This window comes from Actinomadura sp. KC216 (assembly GCF_004348535.1).
Lineage (GTDB): Bacteria > Actinomycetota > Actinomycetes > Streptosporangiales > Streptosporangiaceae > Spirillospora.
This window is the reverse complement of sequence record NZ_SMJX01000081.1, coordinates 1-22075: the sequence shown is the minus strand read 5'-3', so window position 1 is coordinate 22075 and position 22075 is coordinate 1. Positions and strand designations below refer to the sequence as shown.

Annotated in this window: 24 protein-coding genes; 7 read left to right on the top strand and 17 right to left on the bottom strand. The window is 74.7% G+C overall.

What is annotated here, in order from left to right; translation table 11 throughout:
• Position 1: 1 nt before the first annotated feature.
• The 10 genes from E1264_RS16500 to E1264_RS16460 form a co-directional block, all read right to left on the bottom strand.
• A complete protein-coding gene (locus E1264_RS16500; RefSeq protein ID WP_207935962.1) occupies positions 2–910 on the bottom strand; it encodes a phosphatase PAP2 family protein in 909 nt (302 codons plus the stop codon).
• 103 nt (positions 911–1013) lie between these two features.
• On the bottom strand, positions 1014–2171 hold the full coding sequence (locus E1264_RS16495) for a 4-hydroxybenzoate 3-monooxygenase (RefSeq protein ID WP_132174356.1): 1158 nt from the start codon (positions 2169–2171) through the stop codon (positions 1014–1016).
• A 38-nt stretch (positions 2172–2209) separates the two neighbouring features.
• Positions 2210–3079, bottom strand: coding sequence for an IclR family transcriptional regulator (locus E1264_RS16490; protein WP_243710969.1), 870 nt, complete (start codon positions 3077–3079; stop codon positions 2210–2212).
• A gap of 35 nt (positions 3080–3114) precedes the next feature.
• On the bottom strand, positions 3115–3492 hold the full coding sequence (gene pcaC / locus E1264_RS46235; RefSeq protein ID WP_347813399.1) for a 4-carboxymuconolactone decarboxylase: 378 nt from the start codon (positions 3490–3492) through the stop codon (positions 3115–3117).
• Complete coding sequence (gene pcaD, locus E1264_RS44630) at positions 3489–4268, bottom strand: 3-oxoadipate enol-lactonase (RefSeq protein WP_207935960.1); 780 nt, start codon at positions 4266–4268, stop codon at positions 3489–3491. The genes pcaC and pcaD overlap by 4 nt, the downstream gene beginning before the upstream one ends.
• Positions 4265–5470: a 3-carboxy-cis,cis-muconate cycloisomerase gene (pcaB, locus tag E1264_RS16480; protein ID WP_132174354.1), complete on the bottom strand. Its 1206-nt coding sequence runs from the start codon at positions 5468–5470 to the stop codon at positions 4265–4267. Before pcaB ends, pcaD begins: the two co-directional genes overlap by 4 nt.
• Positions 5460–6002: a protocatechuate 3,4-dioxygenase subunit alpha gene (gene pcaG / locus E1264_RS16475; RefSeq protein ID WP_132174352.1), complete on the bottom strand. Its 543-nt coding sequence runs from the start codon at positions 6000–6002 to the stop codon at positions 5460–5462. Before pcaG ends, pcaB begins: the two co-directional genes overlap by 11 nt.
• Positions 6003–6686, bottom strand: coding sequence for a protocatechuate 3,4-dioxygenase subunit beta (pcaH, locus tag E1264_RS16470; RefSeq protein WP_132174350.1), 684 nt, complete (start codon positions 6684–6686; stop codon positions 6003–6005).
• A gap of 125 nt (positions 6687–6811) precedes the next feature.
• Positions 6812–7789, bottom strand: a complete 978-nt coding sequence (locus tag E1264_RS16465) for a sigma-70 family RNA polymerase sigma factor (RefSeq protein ID WP_132174348.1) — start codon at positions 7787–7789, stop codon at positions 6812–6814.
• Positions 7790–7967: 178 nt separating this feature from the next.
• On the bottom strand, positions 7968–8459 hold the full coding sequence (locus E1264_RS16460; protein ID WP_132174346.1) for an XdhC family protein: 492 nt from the start codon (positions 8457–8459) through the stop codon (positions 7968–7970).
• A 149-nt stretch (positions 8460–8608) separates the two neighbouring features.
• Here E1264_RS16460 and E1264_RS16455 point away from each other — a divergent pair, with 149 nt between their 5' ends.
• The 3 genes from E1264_RS16455 to E1264_RS16445 all read left to right on the top strand — a co-directional run bounded on the left by E1264_RS16455 (position 8609) and on the right by E1264_RS16445 (position 10705).
• Positions 8609–9163: a universal stress protein gene (locus E1264_RS16455; RefSeq protein WP_132174344.1), complete on the top strand. Its 555-nt coding sequence runs from the start codon at positions 8609–8611 to the stop codon at positions 9161–9163.
• A gap of 61 nt (positions 9164–9224) precedes the next feature.
• Complete coding sequence (locus tag E1264_RS16450) at positions 9225–9869, top strand: nucleoside monophosphate kinase (RefSeq protein ID WP_132174342.1); 645 nt, start codon at positions 9225–9227, stop codon at positions 9867–9869.
• Positions 9866–10705: a pyridoxal-phosphate dependent enzyme gene (locus tag E1264_RS16445; RefSeq protein ID WP_132174340.1), complete on the top strand. Its 840-nt coding sequence runs from the start codon at positions 9866–9868 to the stop codon at positions 10703–10705. The genes E1264_RS16450 and E1264_RS16445 overlap by 4 nt, the downstream gene beginning before the upstream one ends.
• A gap of 22 nt (positions 10706–10727) precedes the next feature.
• On the opposite strand, the gene E1264_RS16440 is transcribed toward E1264_RS16445, so the two are convergent.
• From E1264_RS16440 to E1264_RS16430, 3 genes are read right to left on the bottom strand one after another with little or no spacing between them, the layout of a single operon-like run.
• Complete coding sequence (locus E1264_RS16440; RefSeq protein ID WP_132174338.1) at positions 10728–11831, bottom strand: acyl-CoA dehydrogenase family protein; 1104 nt, start codon at positions 11829–11831, stop codon at positions 10728–10730.
• Positions 11828–13021: an acyl-CoA dehydrogenase family protein gene (locus E1264_RS16435; protein WP_132174336.1), complete on the bottom strand. Its 1194-nt coding sequence runs from the start codon at positions 13019–13021 to the stop codon at positions 11828–11830. The genes E1264_RS16440 and E1264_RS16435 overlap by 4 nt, the downstream gene beginning before the upstream one ends.
• Positions 13018–13419 carry a nuclear transport factor 2 family protein gene (locus tag E1264_RS16430; RefSeq protein WP_132174334.1) on the bottom strand — a complete coding sequence of 134 codons (402 nt, stop codon included), beginning with the start codon at positions 13417–13419 and terminating at the stop codon, positions 13018–13020. The genes E1264_RS16435 and E1264_RS16430 overlap by 4 nt, the downstream gene beginning before the upstream one ends.
• Before the next feature lie 103 nt (positions 13420–13522).
• Here E1264_RS16430 and E1264_RS16425 point away from each other — a divergent pair, with 103 nt between their 5' ends.
• Positions 13523–14089 carry a TetR/AcrR family transcriptional regulator gene (locus E1264_RS16425; RefSeq protein WP_132174332.1) on the top strand — a complete coding sequence of 189 codons (567 nt, stop codon included), beginning with the start codon at positions 13523–13525 and terminating at the stop codon, positions 14087–14089.
• Positions 14090–14096: 7 nt separating this feature from the next.
• On the opposite strand, the gene E1264_RS16420 is transcribed toward E1264_RS16425, so the two are convergent.
• Entirely contained in the window at positions 14097–16169 is a 2073-nt protein-coding gene (locus E1264_RS16420) for an AAA family ATPase (protein WP_132174330.1), read from the bottom strand.
• A 197-nt stretch (positions 16170–16366) separates the two neighbouring features.
• Here E1264_RS16420 and E1264_RS16415 point away from each other — a divergent pair, with 197 nt between their 5' ends.
• The 3 genes from E1264_RS16415 to E1264_RS16405 all read left to right on the top strand — a co-directional run bounded on the left by E1264_RS16415 (position 16367) and on the right by E1264_RS16405 (position 19392).
• Positions 16367–17158 (top strand): SDR family NAD(P)-dependent oxidoreductase, encoded by a 792-nt coding sequence (locus tag E1264_RS16415; RefSeq protein WP_132174328.1) that lies wholly within the window; start codon positions 16367–16369, stop codon positions 17156–17158.
• A gap of 33 nt (positions 17159–17191) precedes the next feature.
• Complete coding sequence (locus tag E1264_RS16410; RefSeq protein ID WP_243710968.1) at positions 17192–17845, top strand: TetR family transcriptional regulator; 654 nt, start codon at positions 17192–17194, stop codon at positions 17843–17845.
• A 335-nt stretch (positions 17846–18180) separates the two neighbouring features.
• Positions 18181–19392 (top strand): acyl-CoA dehydrogenase family protein, encoded by a 1212-nt coding sequence (locus tag E1264_RS16405; protein ID WP_243710967.1) that lies wholly within the window; start codon positions 18181–18183, stop codon positions 19390–19392.
• A gap of 8 nt (positions 19393–19400) precedes the next feature.
• Here the strand turns inward: E1264_RS16405 and E1264_RS16400 are convergent, their stop codons facing one another.
• The 3 genes from E1264_RS16400 to E1264_RS16390 all read right to left on the bottom strand — a co-directional run bounded on the left by E1264_RS16400 (position 19401) and on the right by E1264_RS16390 (position 21997).
• Positions 19401–20198 carry an enoyl-CoA hydratase/isomerase family protein gene (locus E1264_RS16400; RefSeq protein WP_132174326.1) on the bottom strand — a complete coding sequence of 266 codons (798 nt, stop codon included), beginning with the start codon at positions 20196–20198 and terminating at the stop codon, positions 19401–19403.
• Positions 20179–21150 (bottom strand): alpha/beta hydrolase, encoded by a 972-nt coding sequence (locus E1264_RS16395; protein WP_132174324.1) that lies wholly within the window; start codon positions 21148–21150, stop codon positions 20179–20181. Before E1264_RS16395 ends, E1264_RS16400 begins: the two co-directional genes overlap by 20 nt.
• 94 nt (positions 21151–21244) lie before the next feature.
• Positions 21245–21997 carry a gamma-glutamyl-gamma-aminobutyrate hydrolase family protein gene (locus E1264_RS16390; protein WP_132174322.1) on the bottom strand — a complete coding sequence of 251 codons (753 nt, stop codon included), beginning with the start codon at positions 21995–21997 and terminating at the stop codon, positions 21245–21247.
• Positions 21998–22075 lie beyond the last annotated feature (78 nt).

The following is a 22075-nucleotide window of genomic DNA, read 5'->3' as shown; positions in this document are numbered from 1 at the left end:
TTCAGCCGGTCGTGGAGCTGCTCGAAACGCTGGGCGCGGAGCCCGAGGCATCGGAGCCCGTGGCGCCGGAGCCGGGTGCGGGGACGTCCGGGATGGCGGCGGGCGGGCGCAGGAGCAGCACGGTGATCGACAGCAGCGCGAGCGCGACGATCCCGTCCAGCCAGTAGTGGTTGGCGGTGGCGACGACGACCGCGATGGTCGTGACCGGGTGCAGGAGCCACAGCCACCGCCACCGCGTCCGGGACGTGACGACGAGCCCGAGCGCGATCACGGCCGCCCACCCGATGTGCAGGGACGGCATCGCCGCGTACTGGTTGGCGATCATGTCGCTCTCCGGGGGCCCGTACACGGCGGGCCCGTACCGGGCGGCGGTGTCGATGAGCCCGGTGGCGGGGAGCATGCGGGGCGGCGCCAGCGGCACGAGCAGGTGCAGGGCGAGCGCGGCGGCGGTCAGGCCCACCAGGACACGGCGGATCCACCGGTAGTGGGAGGGCCGCCGCAGGTAGATCCAGAGCAGGAACAGCACGGTCGCCGGGAAGTGCACGGCCGCGTAGAAGCCGTTCACGAGGTGGATCAGCGCCTCGCTGTGCAGGATCGCCTGCTGGACGGCGGCCTCGTCCGGCAGGCGCAGGGCCCGTTCGAGGTCCCAGACGTCGCGGGCGTTGGCGAACGCGTCGGTGACGCGGTCGCTGGAGAACAGGCGGCCGAGCTTGTAGAGACCGAACAGCCCGAGGATCAGCGCCAGCTCCCGGACGGGCCGCGGCCGCCCGCCCGGCTTGCTCCCGCCGGGATCGGGCTTCTTCTCGGACGGCTCCTGCTCGTCCGGGCGCTCCGCCTCGTCCGGCCGCTCGGGTTCCTGCGGGCGTGACGGGGTCTCGTCCGGGTGGGGCGGCTGCTCGACAAGGCTCACCGCGCTCCCCCGACCGCCCGCACCGTCACGGGCCCCACGGTAGACCGAACTTGCCCTTTCGGCAGAATTTCAGATGCTGTCACCTTAGGTGACATGCCTCTCATCATCCGAGCGGCAGGCCGACGTAGTTCTCGGCGAGCGTCGTGGCGGCGGGCTCCGAGGAGGCCACATAGTCCAGGTGGGCGCGCTGGAGACGCCGCTCGAACGCGGTCGCGGACGGGTCGACGTGCAGCAGCGTCGTCATCCAGTAGGAGAAGTGCTCGGCCCGCCAGACGCGGCGCAGGCACGCGTCGGAGTACCCGTCGAGCAGGGTCTCCGATCCGGTGGAGTAGCGCTCCGTGAGCGCCCGCGCCAGCATGATCACGTCGGACACGGCGAGGTTGAGGCCCTTCGCGCCGGTCGGCGGGACGATGTGGGCCGCGTCCCCGGCGAGGAACAGCCGGTCGTGCTGCATCGGCTCGGCGACGAAGCTGCGCATCGGCGTGATCGACCGGTCGGTGATCGGGCCCTCGTGCAGCTTCCAGCCGTCGTCGGTGGCGAACCGGGCGGCGAGCTCGTCCCAGATACGGGCGTCGGACCAGGCGGCGATGTCCTCGTCCGGCCGCACCTGGAGGTACAGGCGGCTGACCGTGGGCGAGCGCAGGCTGTGCAGCGCGAAGCCGCGGTCGTGGTTGGCGTAGATCAGCTCCTCGGTGGACGGCCGGACGCCGGCGAGGATGCCGAGCCACGCGAACGGGTAGTCGCGGGTGAACGTCCGCAGCCCCGGGACGGCCGGGCGGCTGACGCCGTGGAACCCGTCACAGCCCGCGATGTAGTCGCAGTCGAGGGTGCGGGTCTCGCCGCCGCTGCGGTAGGTCACGCGGGGCGCGGACGCGTCCAGCTCCACGACCTCGGCCTCGAACCGGACGTCGCCGCCGTCCGCGAGCCGCCGCGCGACGAGGTCCTTGACGATCTCGGTCTGCGCGTAGACGGTCACGGCCCGGCCGGTGAGGTCGGTCAGCGGGATGCGGTGCCCGGCGCCGCCGAACCGCAGCTCCAGCCCGTGGTGGACGAGGCCCTCACGGTCGAGCCGCTCCCCGACGCCGCTGTCGCGCAGCGCGTCGGTCGTGCCCTGCTCCAGCATCCCGGCGCGCTGCCGGTGCTCCACGTAGCCGCGGTCCCGGCTCTCCAGGACGACCGAGTCGATCCCCTGGAGGTGGAGCAGCTGGGACAGCAGCAGGCCCGCGGGCCCGCCGCCGATGATCGCGACCTGGGTACGCATCGCTCTTGTTTCTCCTCGTCGTCTCGCCGTCGGGGGGTTCAGGCGCCGGTGTCTCGCTCGGCGGAGAACATGTCGGGGCCGCCGTGCCAGTGCGCTGCCACGTCGCGGGACAGGGCGCGCACCGCCGTCGTCAGCGGCGGCAGCAGCCGCCGCAGGTCGGCGCCGCGGGTGCCGGAGACCAGCGACATCGCCGCGACGACGTCGCCCGCGCCGTCGCGCACCGGGGCGCCGACCGACGACGCGCCGAGCGTCATCTCGTCGCGGGTCAGCGCGTATCCGGAGCGGCGGACCTGCTCGATCGAGCGGCGCAGCTCGTCCGGGTCGGTGATGGAGCGGCGCGCGTGCCGGTCGAGGTCGCCGCGCAGGACCTTCTCCCGGACCTCCGGCGGCGCGTAGGCCAGCAGGACCTTCCCGACGCCGGTGGTGTGCAGCGGCAGCGTCTGCCCGACCTGCGTCACGATCGGGGCCGACCGGGTGCCGCGCAGCCGTTCCACGATCAGGACGCGGTCGTCGCGCAGGACGCCGAGCTGGACGTTGTCGTGCGTGGCCTCGTACAGGTCCTCCATGTGCGGGAGCGCCAGCTCGCGCAGGCCCATGACGGCGGGGGCCTGGCTGCCGATCCGCCAGAGCCGGGTGCCGATGCGGTAGGTGCCGTCCGGGACGCGTTCCAGGAACCCGCCCGCGACCAGCTCGCCGACGAGGCGGTGGCCGGTGGCGAGGGGCAGCCCGGACCGGCGGCATATCTCGCTCAGGTTCAGCCGGACGCCGCCCTGCGCGAACGCGTTCAGGATGGCCATGACCTTGCCCGCCACGCTGACCGGCCGCGCGCCGCCCGCGCCGCCCGCGCCGTTCGCCCGGTCGCCGCCCGTCTGGTCACCGCCCACGCCGTCCACCGTCCACGCCGTCACCGCCCGCACCGTCGCCGCCCGGGCCCGTCCGCCCGTCACTCCTGTTCGCTGAGTACCCGCTGGGCGACGGCGAACGCCGAGTTCGCGGCGGGCACCCCACAATAGATCGCCGACTGCAGGAGCACCTCTTTGATCTCCTCGCGGGTCAGGCCGTTGCGGAGCGCGGCCCGCACGTGCATCGCCAGCTCCTCCAGGTGCCCGCCGGCGACCATCGCGGTGAGCGTGATGCAGCTGCGGGTCCTGCGGTCCAGGCCGGGGCGGCTCCATATCTCGCCCCACGCGTAGCGGGTGATCAGGTCCTGGAAGTCGGCGGTGAAGTCGTCCTTGCGGGCCTCGGCGCGGTCGACGTGCGCGTCGCCGAGGACCTCGCGGCGGGTCGCCATGCCCTGCGCGTGCCGCTCCGCGTCGCTCATCGGCCGGTTCCCTTCCATGTGCGGTCGAGGTGGGAGGTGATCGCTTCGGTGACCGGGCCCGGCCGCTCGGCGTTGGCCAGGTGGCCGGCGTCGTCGATCACGGTCAGGCGGGCGTCCGGGACGCCGGCGGCGAGCGCGCGGGCGTGGCCGTCGGGCGGGGTCGGGCCGTCCTGCGCGCCGGCGATCACCAGGGTCGGCGCGGAGATCCCGCCGAGGCGGCCGGTGGCGTCGAACCCGGCGAGGGCGTCGCAGCAGGCGGCGTAGCCCTCGGGGTCGGTCGCGCGGAGCATGGCCACGTACGGGTCGGCGCCAGTGAAGGACGGGGTGAACCAGCGCCCGGCCGCCGTGTCCGCGACCGGCCCGACGCCCTCGCGGCGGACGAGCGCCGCCCGCTCCCGCCACGGTCCCGGGTCGCCGAAGCGCGGGGACGTGCAGCACAGGATCAGGCTGCCGACGCGGCCGGGGGCGCGGAGCGCGAGCGCGGTGCCGATCGCCCCGCCGAGCGACACGCCCGCGTAGGCGGCGCGGTCGACGCCGAGGTCGTCCAGGAGGCGCGCGATCCCGTCGGCGAGGTCTTCGACGGTGAAGGGGCCGTCCGGTGGCGGCTCGTCGCCGTGGCCGGGCAGGTCGTAGCGCAGGACGCGCCACGACCGGGTCAGGGCGGGCAGCTGCGGCAGCCACAGGTCCATGGACGTGCCGAGGGACGGGCCCAGGACGACGACGGGCGCGTCCGCCGGGCCGTCCAGCCGATGGTGCGGCGGTCTCGCCCCGGTCACGCGCGGCTCCTGCGGTAGGCGTCGAGGGCCCGCTCGACGAGGACGGCGGCGGCGCCGGGACCGGGATCGCGGCCGAGGACGTCGAGCAGGTCGTCGAGGTCCGCGCGCATCAGCTCCGTGGACACCTCCAGGCCGGCCACCAGCTCGGCGGCCGTCTCCGCCGCGCCGCCGGTGAGGCGCAGGCACTCGCGCAGCGGCTGCCACTCCGCGTGCCACTCCCCCGCCGGGCGCTCGTGCGGCGCGGCCTGCGCGGCGAGCAGCACCTGGACCTGGGCCGGGACCTGCAGCGCGGCGGACCGGACCAGCGTGGACAGCGCCGGGTTGCGCTTGTGCGCCATCGACGACGATCCGCCCTTCCCCGGCCCGGCCGCCTCCGCCACCTCGCCGACCTCGCTCTGCGACAGCAGCCACACGTCGGTGGCGATCTTGCCGAGCGCGCCGGCGACCAGCGCCAGCGCCGCCCCGAGGTCCGCGACGGGCGTGCGGCGCGTGTGCCACGGCAGGACGGGCGCCGCCAGCCCCGTCTCCTCCGCGTACGCGGCGACCAGGTCGAGGGCCCGGTCGCCGTAGGCGTCGAGCGTCCCGGCGGGGCCGCCGAGCTGCACCGGGAGGGACACGGCGGCGAGCCGTTCGCGGGCGTCCAGGCAGCCCAGCAGCCAGTTCGCGGCCTTCGCGCCGAACGTCGTCGGCAGCGCCTGGCGGCCGAGCGTGCGGGCGGGCATCGGGGTGTCGCGGTACCGCGCCGCGAGCCCGGCCAGCGCGTCCAGGGCCCGGTCGAGGTGGGCGAGGATGGCGCGCCTGGTCCGGGCCGCGACGAGCATAGCGCCGGTGTCGACGATGTCCTGGCTGGTCGCGCCCTTGTGGACGTGCTCGCCCGCCGCCCCGGCGAGCCGCCGCAGGTCGGCGACGAGGGGCACGACGGGGTTGCCCGCGCCGCGCGCCCGGAGCGCCAGGTCCGGCAGGTCGAACCGGTCCGGGACGGCGGCGGCGGCGATCGTCTCGGCCGCGTCGGCGGGGACGATCCCGAGGCGGGCCTGCGCGCGGGCGAGGGCGGCCTCGGCGTCCAGCATCGCCGCCAGGTAGGCGAGGTCGCTCGTGGCGGCCTCGGCCTGCGTCCCCGCGCGGACCGGGGACAGCAGCCCCGCGTCCGGCGACGCGGTTCCGGCGGCCTCGCCCGCCGCGCGGTGTTCGTCAGAAGCCAAGGAAGACCGTCTCCCGCTCCCCTTGCAGGTGGATGTCGAAACGGTACCGCCGCTCCCCCTCGCGCTCGGCGATCAGGGTCGCGCGCCGCGCGCCGGGGACGTCGGCGAGCAGCGGGTCGTCCGCGTGCGCCGCCGCGTCCTCCGGGAAGTACAGCCGGGTGAAGACGGGCTTGAGCAGGCCGCGGGCGAAGACGAGCACGGCGATGTAGGGCGCGCCCGCACCGACCGCTCCGGGCTTGACGGTGCTGAACCAGTAGCCGCCGTCGGCGTCGGTGCCGCAGCGTCCGAAGCCGGAGAAGTCGTGCCCGGCGCGGGCGATGCCGCCCGGCCGCCGCGGGATCTCGCCGGTCTCGTCGGCCTGCCATATCTCCAGCAGCGCGTCGGGCACCGGCTGCCCGGCGCCGTCGAGGACCCGGCCGCGGACGCGGATCGCGTCCGGCCGCCACCCCGGCACGACCTCGGGCCCGGCCGCGTAGGGCAGCGCGTACCCGAAGAACGGTCCAACGGTCTGCGAAGGCGTGCTCGTGCTCACTCATGCCTCCATCGGGGTGTCGCCGAGGACGATGTCCCACTGGTAGCCGAGCGCCCACTCCGGTTCGGTGGTGTCCATGTCGAACCGGGCGATCAGCTTCTCGCGGTCCTTCTCGCCCGGGATCGACTGGAAGATCGGGTCGTAGGCGAACAGCGGGTCGCCGGGGAAGTACATCTGCGTGACGAGCCGCTGCGTGAACGCCGTCCCGAAGACGGAGAAGTGGATGTGCGCGGGCCGCCACGCGTTGTGGTGGTTGCCCCACGGGTAGGCGCCGGGCTTGATCGTGATGAAGCGGTACCGGCCGTCGTCGTCGGTGAGGCAGCGTCCGGCGCCGGTGAAGTTCGGGTCGAGCGGCGCGGGGTGGACGTCGCCGAGATGGTTGTACCGGCCCGCCGCGTTCGCCTGCCACGCCTCGACCAGCGCGCCCCGCACCGGGCGGCCCGCCGTGTCGAGCACCCGGCCGGTGACGATGATCCGCTCGCCGAGCGGCTCGCCGGCGTGCTGGGCGGTGAGGTCGAAGTCCCGCCGGCCGAGCTCCTGGTGGCCGAAGACGGGCGAGGTCAGCTCGACGCTGTCGGGGCCGAGCTTCGGCATGACCAGGTCCTGCGCGGGGGCGCGGAGCACGGTGCTCTTGTAGCCCGGGTACAGGTACGGAGGGTGCGGCGACGCCTCGACCATGTCCATGTGCCTCCCATTCCCACTCGGCGGGGCGGCTCCGGCCGTCGTGCCGGTGCCGCTCGTCTTCCACCCTGGCAGCCGGTGTCCGGTGCGCCCGCCGCGGGTTTCCGCTCAGTGGAAGGGGAGGCCGGTCAGAGCTCCTCTGCCAGCCCGAACAGGGGGAACAGGCTCGTGTCGAAGAAGGCCGAGACGTGCGCGACGCCCTCGTCGGTGACGCTGATGACCTGGAGCTGGTAGGCGCGGTGGACGCCGTCGTCGCCGCGCATGTAGAGCCCGAACGCGGGCTGCCCGTTCGCGGCGGACGGGACCATCCTGATGTCGCCGGGCGAGGGCGCGCACTGGACGCGGATGAGCTGCACGACGTTCTCGGCGCCGACGAACCAGTCGAGGTGGGGCGGCATCTCCCAGATGACGTCCTTCTTGAACAGCTCGATGAGGCCGGTGATGTCGGCGTCCTCGAACGCCTTGGCGTAGCGTTCGAGCAGGTCGCGCTGGGCGGCGTCGGTCGGCTCGACGAGCTCGTCGCGCAGGGGCTGGTTCTCCTCCAGCTGCGCCCGCGCCCGCTGCAGCGCGCTGTTGACGGCGGCGGTGGAGGTGTCGAGCAGCTCGGCGACCTCGGCGGCCCGCCACTTCAGGACGTCCCGCAGGATCAGCACGACCCGCTGTTTGGCGGGCAGGTGCTGCAGCGCCGCGACGAACGCGAGCCGGGTGCTCTCGCGGGCGGCGACGATCGTGGCCGGGTCGGCGGCGTCGGCGCCGATGACGGCGTCGGGGACGGGCTCCAGCCACGGCACCTCGGGGGAGGCGACCACGGGCCGCTCCGGCTCGTCGCTCGGCGCCCCGAGCCCGGACGGCATGGGCCGGTTGCCGCGCTGGTCGATCGCGGTGAGGCACACGTTGGTGGCGATCCGGTAGAGCCACGTCCGCAGCGAGGAGCGCCCCTCGAAGTTCTCGTAGGACCGCCAGGCCCGCAGGTAGGTCTCCTGCACGAGGTCTTCGGCGTCGTGCATGGACCCGAGCATCCGGTAGCAGTGCGCCAGCAGCTCGCGCCGGTAGGGGTCGGCGAGCTTTTGGAAGTCGCGGTCTGTCTCGATGGTGCTGTTCGACATGGCTGGTCGTCACCTTCGTTCGGCGTCGTCGCTCGGACGGGCGTGGGCCGACGGGCCCCTGTCGCCTCCGACCGTAGGCGAGCCCACCGACAGAACGGGTAAAACCCGCATCATTCTACGTTCCGACCAGCGGATCCACCGCCGGACCCGCGGCCTGTACCGGCCCGCCGGGGGCGCGTCAGAACTCGAAGCCGCCGGGGCGGCCGTTGCGGTCGGCGATCAGCCCGGCGAGGGTCGCGACGGCGATCTCCGCCGGGGTGCGGGAGCCGATGTTCAGGCCGATGGGGCGGTGCACCCGGGCGATGTCGGCGGCGGGCACGCCGAGCTCGGTGAGCGCCGGGATGTGCGGGGCCGGGTGGCGGGGGTTGCCCATGACGCCGACCCACCGGACGGGCTGGGTCAGCACGTCCCGCAGGACGGGCCCGAGCTCGGGACGGTGGTGGTCGGTGACGACGACGTCCGCGGTCTCGTCGAGCGGCGGCAGGTCGGTGACGCCGCCGCGGTCCTTGTCGGGGTCGACGAGGAACGTGCGGTAGCCGAGGTCGGCGCCGTAGCGCAGCAGGTGGTCGGCGACGGCGCCCGCGAAGACCGCGACGAGCGTCCGCTCCCCCGCCTCGGGCGGGGCGTCGCCGTGCGCGACGGCGCAGGAGGTGTCGTCCGGTGTGCCCATACGGGAAGTCTGCCGCCCGCGGCGGCGGCCGGTAAAGCGGACGCGTTCATTTTGGGGAAACCGTCGTTTCCCCAACGCGAAACACTTCCGTGGCGGCGGGTATGCCTGCACCCTAGACTGCACATCAACAGGCGGCCTCGGGAGGGACCGTGATCGCGAGACCGGAGGGCGGCCCCCGCGTGGTGGTGGGTGTCGACGACTCCGCGGGCGCCCGCTGCGCCCTCTCCTGGGCGATCGGCGAGGCACGGCTGCGGAGGCTGCCCCTGCTTGTCGCCCACGCCGCGCCGCTGCCCCCGCACGTGTCGGCGGCCGGGCAGCTCGGCTGCGGGATCACCGAGGCGCTGCGCGGGTCCGGCGCCGAGCTGATCGCGCGGCTGCTCGCGGAGGTGAGCGACGGCCCGCCGGAGGGCGTGGAGATGACGGCGCTGGCTCTGGTCGGCGAGCCGGGCGCGACGCTGGTGCGGCTGGCGGGCGACGACGACATCCTCGTCGTCGGGCACGGGACCCGCAGCCCGTTCTCGCGGCTGCTGCGCCCGTCGGTGCGGCTGCACTGCGCGCGGCGGGCCCGGGCGACGCTGGTGTGCGTCCGGCCGCCCGCGTTCGACCTGCTGCTGGAGTGCCTGACCGAGCGGGACGAGTCGCCCGAGCACGTCCCCGACTCCCGGTTCCGCCGCCTGGGCCGCCGCCTGCGCCTGCCGCTCTGACCCTGCCGCTTAGCCCTGCCGCCCTTACCGGGCGCCGGGAGGCGGCGCATAGGCTCTCGGCATGCGCAAGTACGTCATCATCGGCCCGCTCGGCTGCGGAAAGGGGACGCAGTCGGGGCTGCTCGCGCGGGATCTGGACATCGTGCACATCAGCGTCGGGGACATCTTCCGGTGGCACGTCAAGAACCACACCAAGCTCGGCGCGCAGGTGCGGCGGATCATGGCGGCCGGGGAGCTGGTCGGCGACGACCTGGTGGAGGGCGTCGTCCGGAGCCGCCTCGACCAGCACGACTGGAACTACGGGTTCGTGATCGACGGGTTCCCGCGCAACCGCAGGCAGGCGGAGTTCTTCCTGGAGAGCTACGACATCGACGGGGTGATCCACCTGGACCTGCCGGACGGGGAGGTCCGCCGCCGCGTCCTGGCCCGGCGGCTCTGCTCCCGCTGCGGGATGGACTACAACCTGATCAACGACCGGCCCACCGAGGACGGGCGCTGCGACGTGTGCGGCGGCGACCTGGTGGCGCGCGAGGACGACACGGAGGAGGCGCTCGCCGAGCGGCTCAGGCTGTACCACGAGAAGACCGATCCCGTCCTGGACCTGTTCGGCCGCAAGGAGTACGTGGTGGCCGTGGACGCGCGGCCGGGCGTCCACGAGGTGCAGAAGGCGATCCGCGAGCGGCTCCGGCTGCCGATGCCGCGGTGATCTCGCCCGTCGTGGAGCTGGCCGACGACCGGTTCGCCCGGCGCGGCCTGCGGCTGTTCCTGAAGCGCGACGACCTGATCCACCCGGAGCTGCCCGGCAACAAATGGCGCAAGCTCAAGCACAACCTCGGGCCCGCCCGCGAGCACGGGACGGTCCTGACGTTCGGCGGCGCCTACTCCAACCACGTCCGGGCCACGGCGGCGGCCGGGAGGATCTTCGGGTTCGCGACCATCGGGGTGATCCGTGGCGAGGAGCACCTGCCGCTGAACGACTCGCTCGCCCGCGCCGAGCGGATGGGGATGCGCCTGACCTATCTGGACCGCGCGTCCTACCGGCGCAAACACGAGCCCGACGTGATCGCGGCGCTGCGGCGGGAGTGGGGTGACTTCTACCTGCTGCCCGAGGGCGGGAGCAACGCGGCGGCCGTCCGGGGCTGCGCGGAGCTGGGCGGCGAGGTGCCCGGCTACGACGTCGTGTGCTGCCCGTGCGGGACGGGCGGGACGCTCGCGGGCCTGGCCGCCGGGCTGGGCCCCGGCCAGCGCGCCCTGGGCTTCTCCGTGCTGAAGGGCGGCTTCATGGACGGCGAGGTGGCGCGCCTCCAGCGCGAGACGTACGGCGAACGGCGCGGGGACTGGCGCGTCGAAGGCGGCTTCCACTTCGGCGGATACGCCAGGACCACGCCGGAGCTGGACGCGTTCGCCGACGACTTCGCCGCGCGGCACGGGATCGTCCTCGACCGGATCTACACGGCGAAGATGATGGTCGGCGTCCTCGCGCTGGCCGGGCGCGGCGAGTTCCCGGACGGCACGCGGATCCTCGCCGTCATCACCGGCTGAACGGCACGGACTGATCGGCGCGTCAGGCGGGCGGCAGATCGACGAGCCCGGCCAGGGCGGCGCGGTGCCGGTCGGGGGTGCCGAGGGCGATCGCGTCGGCCTTGGCGCGCTTCAGGTAGAGGTGCGCCGGATGCTCCCACGTGAAACCGATGCCGCCGTGCATCTGGACGCATTCCTCCGCGGCCCTGAGCGCGGTCTCCGAGCAGTGCGCCTGCGCGACGGCGACCGCGATCCGCGTGTCCCCGTCCCCGGCGGCGACGCAGGACGCGGCGTGCCGGGCGACCGCGCGGGCCTGCGTGATGGACGTCCACAGGTCGGCGAGGCGGTGCTTGAGGCCCTGGTAGGAGCCGACCGGGCGGCCGAACTGGTAGCGCGTCTTGACGTAGGCGACGGTGTCGTCCAGGCACCGCTCGGCGAGCCCGAGCTGCTCGGACGCCAGCATCGCCGCGCCGGTGAGCAGGGCGGCGCCGGCGGCGCCGGTCCCTTCGGCGACGCGGCGGGCGGGCGCGGCGGTGAAGGCGATGTCGGCGAGGCGGCGCGTCATGTCCAGGGAGGTCACGGCGGTGCGGCGGGCGTCGGCGGCGTCCACGGCGTAGAGGCCGCCCGCGGCCGGGACCAGCAGCACGTCGGCGGCCAGCCCGTCGGCGACGCTGGTGACCTCGCCGGTCAGCGCGCCGCCGTCCTCCTGGACGGTCATGGCGGTCCGGCCGGTCTCGCCGGTCTCGTCGCCGGGCGCGGCGCTGAACGGCACGGCCAGGACGGCGATCGTCTCCCCGGCGGCGAGCCGGGCGAGCAGGTCGGCCGCCTCGGGCTCCCCGGCGGCCATCAGCGCGGCCGTGGCGATGACGGAGCTGGTCAGGAACGGGACGGGCGCGGCGAAGCGGCCGATCTCCTCCATCACGACGGCGGTCTCGCGCCAGGTCGCCCCGGCGCCGCCGAGGTCCTCGGGGACGGGCAGCCCGGCGCATCCCAGCTCGGCGGCGACGGCCCGCCACAGCGCCGCGTCGCAGGGGTCGTCCTTCTCGGTCCCGGCGAGGACGGACGTCCAGGGCGCCTTGTCGTCGAGCACCTGGCGGACGCTCGCCCGCAGGTCGTCCTCGATCTCGCTGTAGAGGAGGTCGGTCACTTCGGCAGGTCCTTCCACGGCACGTCCTTGTCGACGCGGATCTCGCCGGGCAGGCCGAGGACGCGCTCGGCGATGATGTTGCGGAGGATCTCCGAGGTGCCGCCCTCGATGGAGTTGCCCTTGGCGCGCAGGTAGCGGTAGCCGGGCGAGCGGCGGGTGAAGTCGACCTCGGCGGGGCGGCGCATGGTCCAGTCGTCGTAGCGCAGGCCGTCCTCGCCGAGGATGTCCAGCTCCAGGCCGGACACCTCCTGGTTGAGCCGGGCGAACGCCAGCTTGACGCCCGACCCCTCGGGCCCGGGGCGTCCGGCGGTGAGCTGCTGCCGGAGCCGCTCGCCGGTGAGGCGGGCGGCCTCGGTCCCCACCCAGGCGCGCATTAGCGCGTCGTGCAGGCCGGGGGTGCGCAGCTCGGGACGGTCGCGCCAGAGGGCGGCGGCCACGCCGATCATGCCGCTCTCGCGCGGCGCGGCGTGGCCGCCGATCGCGACGCGCTCGTTCATCAGCGTGGTCGTGGCGACCCGCCAGCCCTGCCCGACCTCGCCGAGGCGGTGCTCGTCGGGGACCCGCACGCCGGTGAGGAAGACCTCGTTGAACTCGGCCTCGCCGGTGATCTGCCGCAGCGGCCGCACCTCGACGCCCGGCGCGGTCATGTCGAGGACGAAGTAGGTCATGCCGCGGTGCTTGGGGACGCCGGGGTCGGTGCGCGTGACGATGATCGCCCAGCGGGCCTCGTGGGCCATGGACGTCCAGACCTTCTGGCCGTCGACCGTCCAGGCGTCGCCGTCGCGGACGGCGCGGGTGGCGAGCGCGGCGAGGTCGGACCCGGCGCCGGGCTCGCTGAACAGCTGGCACCACACCTCCTCGCCCGTCCAGAGCGGGCGCAGGAAGCGGCGTTTCTGCTCGCCGGTGCCGAACGCGGCGATCGTCGGCGCGGCCATGCCGAGCCCGATGCCGTTGCGCTCGGGATGGTTGGTCGGCGCTCCGGCGTCGGCGAACCGCCGGTCGACGGCGGGCTGCAGGGCGCGCGGCGCGCCGAGCCCGCCGAGCCCCTCCGGGTAGTGGACCCAGGCGAGTCCGGCGTCGAACCGGGCCCGCAGGAACTCCAGGGGTTCCGTCGTCGCGGGGTCGTGCGCCGCGAGGAACCCGTCGACCAGCCCGGCCAGGTCGGCGGCGCCGGGCGGTGCCGCGCTCACGGCGCGAACGCCTCGTCGAAGGCGTGGTGTCCGGCGTAGTCGCGGGACTCGACGATGCGGCCGTCCCGGACCCGCAGGACGAAGATGTTGGGCACGACGAACGCCCGTCCCGTCTCGGTGTTGCGTCCCTCGTACTCGAACTCCGCGATGATGACCTCGGGGTCGGCGGTCTGGTGGACGACGACGTTGCGCGCCCTCATCTCCACCGGCAGCGTCTCCAGCCGGGCGAAGTGCTCGCGCAGCGCCTCGCGGCCCTCCAGCCGGGTGGCGGGGCGGGCGAGCGGGTGCACGACCACCGCGTCCTCCGCGTACAGGCGCGGCAGCGCGTCGGGCCGCCCCGCGGTCACCCCGTCGATCAGCCGCTGGAAGACGGCCCGGGGACTGGCGAACTCGGACATGTCCCTCCCCTACAATCGGAGTTCGTGCTCCGGAAGACGATATAGGAGCCGCGACCCCGGTCAATCCGGTCAAATGGCTCAAACAGCTCAACGAAAGGCCGCGATGACGTCATCCTCGTCCGGGCGGCCGCTTCGGGCCGACGCGGTGCGCAACCGCGCGAAGGTCCTCGCCGCGGCGGAGGAGGTCTTCGCCGCCCAGGGGACCTCGGCCCCGACGGAGGAGGTCGCGCGGGCGGCGGGCGTCGGGATCGGCACGGTGTTCCGCCATTTCCCGACCAAGGAGTCGCTGCTGGAGGCCGTCCTCGTCGCCCTGCTGGAGCGGCTCGCGGCCGAGGCGGAGGGCCTGCGGTCGGCCGACGACGCCGGGGAGGCGTTCTTCGGGTTCTTCGCGCGGGTGGTGGCGCGGGCGGCGACCAAACGGGCCGTGACGGAGGCGCTGGCCGAAGCGGGTGTCGATGCTCAGGCGGCGACCGGGCGGGCGGGGCCCGACCTGAAGGCGGCGCTCGGGGCGCTGCTGGAGCGCGCGCAGGAGGCCGGGGCGGTCCGCTCGGACGTGGGCCCGGACGAGGTCATGGCGCTGCTGGCGGGCATGTCCTACGCGGCCGGACGCGCCGGGGCCCACGAGGACGTCCTGAAGTTCGCCTTCGACGGCCTCCGCCCCCGCCCCTGACGCGGCGTCAGGACGCCAGCTCCGCCGGAAGGTCGTCGCGGTGCAGGATCGTCAGGGACGTGACGGCGCGGGTCAGCACCACGTACAGGCGGGCCAGGCCGCGCGCCTCGGCGGCGGCGATGGCGGCGGGCTCGGCGACGATCACGTGGTCGTACTCCAGGCCCTTGGCGAGCGTCGCCGGGACGACGAGCAGGCGGGCGGCGCCGTCGGAGTCGGGGCCGAGGATCTCGTGGTCGACGTTCGCGGCGCGCAGTGCGGCGGCGTGCGCGCCCGCGGCGGCGTCCGGGACGATCAGACCCACCGATCCGGGGCGGGCGAGGGCCTCGCGGGCGGCGTCCACGGCGGCGGCCGTCGCGTCGGGGACGCGCCGGACGTCCAGCGCGCCGGGCCCGGGACGCAGCGAGCGCGGCCGCTCCAGCTCCGGCGCGACGTGCGGGAGCAGCCGGGCCGCGTAGTCCAGGACGGTGCCGGGGACGCGGAACCCGAGGGTGAGCTCGGTGACGTCGCCGTCCTGCCCGAGGTGGGTGAGGACGTCCTTCCAGGACCGCGCCGACCAGGCGGTGGTGCCCTGCGCGATGTCGCCGAGGACGGTCGCCGAGCCCGTCCCGCAGCGGCGGCCCAGCGCCCGCAGCTGCATGGCCGACAGGTCCTGCGCCTCGTCCACGACCAGGTGCCCGAGGGAGGCGGTGCGCTCGATGAGGTCGTTCAGCTCGTCCAGCAGCGCGCGGTCGGCGGCGGTCCATCTCGCCGTGCGGTGCGAGCGGGCGGGCCTGGCCCACCGGATGGCGTCCTGCTCCTCCTCGTCGAGGACGCCCCTGGCGGCCCTGCGCAGGAAGTCGGCGTCCGAGAGCAGCCGGTACAGGACCTGCTCGGCGGTCAACTTGGGCCACACCTCGTCCAGGACCTGCTTGACGGGCTTGCTGCGCGCGACCTGGTCCTGGACGCGGTCGTCGGGCGCCTCGCCGCGCCGCTCCATCCGCACGAGGATCTGGTGGGCGAGCCGCTGCGCGAACGCGGCGCGGCCGCTGCCGTAGCGGGTCGTGCCGCGCAGCGCGGCGGCGATCTCCCGGACCTCGTGGTCGGCGAGCCGGAACCGGGCGGAGCCGCGGGTGAAGACCAGGCCGTCCTCGGGCTTGCGGACGTGCAGCCACAGCGCCTTGCGGAGGACGTCGGCCATCCGCGCCTCGCCCTTCAGCGCGGCGACCTGCGCGGGCTCCTCCGCCGTGGGCGCGCCGAGCAGGTCGTCGATCGTGGCCTGCTCGACCCTGACCTCGCCGAGCGCGGGCAGGACGGCGGAGATGTAGGCGAGGAACGCCCGGTTCGGCCCGACGATCAGCACCCCGGACCGCGACAGCCGCTCCCGGTGCGTGAACAGCAGGTACGCGGCGCGGTGCAGGCCGACGGCGGTCTTGCCGGTGCCGGGCGCGCCCTGCACGCACACGGTGCGGGGCAGGTCGGCGCGGACGATCACGTCCTGGTCCGGCTGGATGGTCGCGACGATGTCGCGCATCGGGCCGGTGCGGGGCCGCTCGATCTCCTCGGTCAGGATCCGGGATGGCCCGATCTCGGCGCCGGCGTCCAGGGGCTCGTCCTCGAACGCGGTCAGCTCCCCGGCCTGGAACCCGAACCGGCGCCGCAGCCGCCAGCCCATCGGGTCGGCGGGCCCGGCCTGGTAGAACGCCCGCGACACCGGGGCGCGCCAGTCCAGCACGAGCGGGCGGCCCTCGTCGCCGTCGTGGACGTGCCGCCGCCCCACGTACATGACCGGGGGCAGGTCGTCGTCCGGGAGGTCCGCGGAGCCCGCGCCGTCGCGGTCCATGCGGCCGAAGAACAGCGGGGTGTCGGGGTGGTCGGCGAGCGCCGCGACGCGCTGGTCGAGCAGCGACTCCAGGAACTGCTTGGACACCCAGTCCGCCGCGACGTCGGCGGACAGGCTCCGGGCGTGCTCGCGCATGCGCCGCAGCGCCGCGCGGGACTCGGCGAGGTGGGCGCGCTCGGCGGCGAGGACGTCCGCCTCACCGGGGCGCTCGGGTTCGTCGGGTTCGTCGGGCGCCTCGGATCGGGCGGGTTCGGCGGGCATGCGCGCAGACCTCCGGCGGCGACAGGGGGTGGGTGAGGGCGAAACCCACAACCTTACCGGGCCGGGTCAAGTCATGACCGCAGGCGGCGATGCGCCTTGCCGGGCGGCCCGGGGTGTGTGACGTTGGGCGGCATGCTGACGCAGACCGGGAAGACGCCGTCGCGGACCGGGAGGACGACGGCGGGCGGAGCGGGACGATGACGCTGGAAGGACGGTCCGCGCTGGTCACGGGCGCCTCGTCCGGCATCGGGACGGTCGTCGCCGAGGCGCTGGCGGCGGCCGGGGCGCGGGTGGGGCTCGTCGCGCGGCGCAAGGACAGGCTGGAGCAGGTCCTCGCGCGGTGCCGCGAGCACGCGCCCGACTCGGCGATGTGGGCGGTGGACCTGTCCGACCTCGACGCGATCGCCGACCTCGCGGCGGACGCCGAACGGACGCTCGGCGGCGTGGACGTGCTGGTCAACAACGCGGGCATGCCGAAGCGGCGCCGCGTCCAGGACCTGACCCCCGCCGAGGCCGAGGAGGTGATGCGCCTCAACCACCTCTCCCCCGTGCGGCTCACGCTGGCGCTGCTGCCCGGGATGATCAGGCGCGGGCGCGGGAACCTGGTCGCGATGGGGTCGGTCGCGGCGCGACTGGGGCCGCCGCACGAGGCGGCCTACGCGGCGTCGAAGGCGGCGCTGACCGCGTTCTGGGAGAGCATGGCGGTCGATCTGGACGGCACGGGCGTGCGGGTCCACGTCGTCCAGCCCGCGCTGATCGCCGGGACGGAGCTGTTCACGCTCCCCGGCAACGAGGAGCCGATCAGCGACCTGTCCGACGCGCTGCCGCCGCAGGAGGTGGCCGCGGCCGTGCTGGAGGTCCTCGCGAGCGGCCGGTTCGAGCAGTACGTCCCGGGCTGGTTCAGCGAGATGGCGTCGGGCAAGGCCGCCGACGTCGACGCGTTCATCGCCGGCGTCAAGGAATGGACCCGGGACCGCCTGGCACCCTGACCGGGGCGGGGGTCCGCGCGCGATAATGGTGGCGTGCGCCCCCGCCGCACGACCGTCACCCGGAGGCACGACGACATCATGGGCACTGCCGGCCGTCCCGTGCGCGCGTCCCTGCTGGACGCCGCCACCGACCTGCTCATCGAACGCGGCTACCGGTCCGTCCGGATGCAGGACGTCGCCACCGCCGCCGGGGTGAGCCGCCAGACCGTCTACAACGAGTTCGGCGACAAGTGGGGCCTGGTGCAGGCGGTCGTGATGCGCCACAACGAGCACTACCTCGACGGCATCGACGCGGTGCTGTCCGACCACGACGACCTGTACTCGGCGGTGGTCGCCGCCGTGACCTACACGCTGGAGACGGCCGCGGACGACCGGCTGATGAAGGCGGTCCTGACCGGCGAGGGCGGCGACGAGATGCTCCCGCTGATCACCACCCGCGCCGAGCCGCTGCTGTTCGCGGCGAGCGACCGCATCGCCGAGCACGCCCTGCGCCAGTGGCCGCATCTGGACCGCGGCGCGGTGACCGAGATCACCGCCGCCGCGGTGCGGCTCACCACGAGCCACCTCATGCTGCCCTCCGGCCCGCCGGAGCGGACCGCCCACTTCATCGCCCGGATCGTGACCCGCTACCTGGGCGCCCCCGCGAAATCCGCCGGCACCGGCCCCGGCTCCCCCGGTACCGTCTGAACCGCCTCGCGGCTGCTGAACCCGAGGAACGAGCGGCCACCGCCCGCTCCCCGCCGATCACCGCCTCGTCCTCACCCCCGACTTCCACAAGGGCGCCACCCCGGCGGGCGGGCACGCCGAGATGGCGGGCGGCCCGTACGCGATGTGGGGCGAGCCGGTGATCGTTCCGGGGTCGATGGGGGCGTCGAGCTTCGTCTTCCGCGTGGTGACGCCGCTCGACCACCAGGACCCGAGGGCGGCGCGGCGACGCCGGTCGCGGAGCTGCGGCCGCTGCTCACGGTCAAGGGATGACGTCCCCAGGGGTCGTCAGTGCACACTTACTAGAATCGGATACGGTGGGCCGGACCGAGCACGAGGGAGGCGCGGTGGACTTCGACCTGCCGGAGGGCGCGGCCGCGGTGCGCGAGGGCGTGCTCGCGATCGCCCGCGAGTACGACCAGGACTACTGGGGGCGCTGCGACGCGGACAAGCGCTGGCCCGAGGAGGTCTGGCGGGACCTCGTCCGGGGCGGCTGGCACGCGCTGGCGATCCCCGAGGAGCACGGCGGCGGAGGGCAGGGGCTGCTGGAGCTGTCGGTCGCGCTGGAGGCCCTGGCCGAGGGCGGCGCGGGCGGCGCGGCGGGCTTCATGTACCTGCTCACGCCCGCGTTCGGCGGGCTGACGATCGCGCGGCACGGGACGGACGCGCAGCGCCGCGAGTTCCTGCCGGGGATCGCCGCCGGGGAGATCGAGACCTGCTTCGCGATCACCGAGCCGGACGCGGGCAGCAACTCCATCGCGATCACCACGCGGGCCCGGCGGGACGGCGGCGGCTTCACCGTCAGCGGCCGGAAGATATGGATCTCCGGCGTGGAGCGGGCCGACTTCATGCTGGTCGTCGCCCGGACGATCCCGGCCGCCGAGGCGCGTCCCCGCACGTCCGGGTTCACCGTCCTGCTGGTGGACGTCGAGCGGGCCGTCGCCGACGGGACGCTCACCTACCACCCGATCCCGAAGCTCGGCACCAACGTCGTCGCGTCGAGCATGGTGTTCCTGGACGAGGTGCGCGTCCCCGCCGACCGGATCCTCGGCGAGGTCGACCAGGGCTTCGCCGTCCTGTGGGACATCCTCAACCCCGAGCGCGTCCTCGCGGCGGCGAGCGGCGTCGGGTTCGGGGAGCTGGTGCTGCGGATCGCGTGCGAGTACGCGTCCGAGCGGGCGCCGTTCGGGACGCCGATCGGCGCCAACCAGGCGGTCGCGTTCCCGCTCGCGCGGATCAAGGCGCAGGTCGAGCTGGCCCGGCTGATGACCCACAAGGCGGCCTGGCTGTGGGACCGGGGCCGCCCGTGCGGGTCGGAGGCCAACATCGCCAAGCTCACCGCCGCGGACGCCGCCTGGCAGGCCGCCGACCGCGCGTTCCAGACCTACGGCGGCATGGCCTACTCGCTGGAGTACCCGGTCGCGCGCATGTTCCGCGACGCCCGCATCGCCAAGAACATCCCGGTCGCGGAGGAGCTGGTCCTGGCGCACATCGCCCAGCACGAGCTGGGGCTCCCCAAGTCGTACTGACGCCCCGATCAGCCGAACTCGGGGCGGCGCTTCTCGCGGATCGCGGCGACGCCTTCGCGCACGTCCGGGCCGGTGAACCCGAAGAACTCCATCGCCAGCGACGCGTCGAACGCCGGCCCGGCGAGCCGCAGCCAGTTGTTCAGCGCGTGCTTGGTGAACGACAGCGCCTCCGCGGGCCCGGCGGCGAGCCGCGCGGCGATCTCCAGGGCGCGGTCGTGGACGTCCTCGTCCTCCACGCACAGCGAGACCAGGCCGATCCGCTCGGCCTCCTCGCCGGTGAGGACGTCGTTGAGCAGCAGGTAGTACTTCGCCTTCGCCAGCCCGCACAGCAGCGGCCAGACGATCGCGGCGTGGTCGCCGGCCGCGACGCCCAGCCGCGTGTGCCCGTCGATGATCTTCGCGGAGCGGCCGGCGACGGAGATGTCGGCGAGCAGCGCCACCGCGAGCCCGGCGCCCACCGCCGGGCCCTGCACGGCGCTGACCACCGGTTTCGAGCAGTTCAGCACGTTCATCACGATGTCGCGGGCCTCGCGCATGATCGTCCGGCGGGCGGTGTGGTCGCCCATCATCTCCTCGATCATGGCGAGGTCGCCGCCCGCGGAGAACGCCGTCCCCTCGCCGCGGACGAGGATCGCGCGGACCCCGTCGTCGGCGTCGGCGTCCCGCCAGACCTCCGCGAGCTCCCGGTGCCCGGTCCGGTCGACGGCGTTGAGCTTGCCCGGGGTGCTGAGCACGATCCGCAGCACGCCCTCCCCCGCCCAGTCGATCTTCAGGCGCTGGTAGCGCTCATACCGTCCGCCGCCCATGGCCGGCTCCCTCCCGCGTCCGCCGCTCGCCGAATGCCGCGCGCAATCGTCGCACAGCGAAAGCCATGGCCTGCGCCCCGGCGTCGAAGAACTCGGGGAGCAGGAAGAACGCGTGCACGACGCCGTCGTAGCGGCGCAGCTCCACCGGGACCCCGGCGTCGCCGAGGCGGCGGGCGTACGCCTCCGCCTCGTCGCGCAGGATGTCGCACTCCGCGGTGATCACGGTGGCGGAGGCGGCCCCGGCGAGGTCCGGCGCGCGCAGCGGCGCGAGCCCGGGGTCGGACGGGTCGGCCCCGCCCCGGTACAGGCCCATGAACCGGGCGAGGGTCGCGGCGTCCAGCCCGTATCCGGTGGCGTACCGGCGCCAGCTCGGGGTGTCCATCGCCGTGTCGGTCACCGGGTAGACGAGCAGCTGGTGGGCGAGCCGGACGCCCCGGTCGCGGGCCAGCAGCGCGACCACGGCCGCGAGGTTCCCGCCCGCGCTGTCGCCCGCCACCGCGACGGCCCCGGGCCGGACGCCCCACCGGCCCGGCTCGCGCGCGGCGGACGCGACGACCGCCCACGCGTCGTCCACCGCCGCCGGGAACGGATGCTCGGGCGCGAGCCGGTACCCGACGTTCAGGACGGCGCAGCCCGTGCCCGCGGCCAGCTCGCGGCACGGCGCGTCCACGCTGTCGACGCCGCCGAGCACCCAGCCCCCGCCGTGCAGGTAGACGATCGCAGGAAGGGCGCCCCGGCCGGGCGGCTCCGGCCGGTACAGGCGCACCGGCACGGGCCCGCCCGGACCGGGCACGGCGACGTCGCGCACCAGCGGCAGCTCCCGCCGGACGGCCGGGGACGCGGCCCCGATCCCGGCCCGCAGCTCCTCGATCGTGGGCTCGGCGCCCTGCCGCAGGGCCGTCCAGGACGCGAGGACGTCCAGAAAGCGGACGGTCTGCGGGTGCAAGGGCATGCGGCCTCCGGCGGGGCGGGAACGCGACGAGGTCTATCCGATCGCCTTCCCCGGGCGCCGCGCCGTCAACCGCGCCGGCGCGGCGGCGCGGCGGTCAGCGACCGCCGGCCTCGGCGACCAGGGCCTCGAACAGGCGCCCGTCGGCGCCCTCCTCCGGATGCCACTGGACGGCCAGCCCGAAGCGGTGCCCCTGCAGCTCGACGGCCTCCACGACCTGGTCCTCCGCCCAGGCGACGGCGGACAGGCCCTTCCCGAGCCGGCTCACCGCCTGGTGGTGGTAGGTCGGGACGTCCGCGGACTCCCCCAGGATCTTGCCGACCAGGCTCGTCCCGCTGATCCGCACCGGATGGGACCCGACGATCCCCGTCTCCGGCGCGTGCCTCGTGTGCCCCACCGCCTCCGGCAGATGCTGGATGAGCGCCCCGCCCCGCGCGACGTTCAGCACCTGCATGCCCCGGCAGATCGCAAGGAACGGCAGGTCGGCGTCCACCACGGCGCGGGTGAGCGCCAGCTCGAACCGGTCGCGCTGCGGCTGCGGGGGCCCCGTCTCGCTGTGCCGGAGCGCGCCGTACAGGTCGGGGTCGAGGTCGCCGCCGCCCGCGATGACGATCCCGTCGAGCCGCGCGACGAGGGCCTTCAGCCCGTGCAGGGCCGTGGTCGGGGGCAGCAGGACCGGGACCCCGCCGGCCCGTTCGACCGAGCGCACGTACGGCGCCGGCAGGAGCGCGGCCTCGCGCACCCAGGCCCCCCAGCGCGCCGGCTCCAGATAGGTGGTGACTCCGATGAGCGGCGGCGGCCCGTCACCGCCCGGGTTCGGGGCCGGGGCCCCGCGGATGGCCTCTGACATGCGTGCTTCCCCCTCTGCTGAGCACCGGCCGCGGGACGGCGAAATGGGTGATTCGCCGTCCTTGACTGGACATCATGG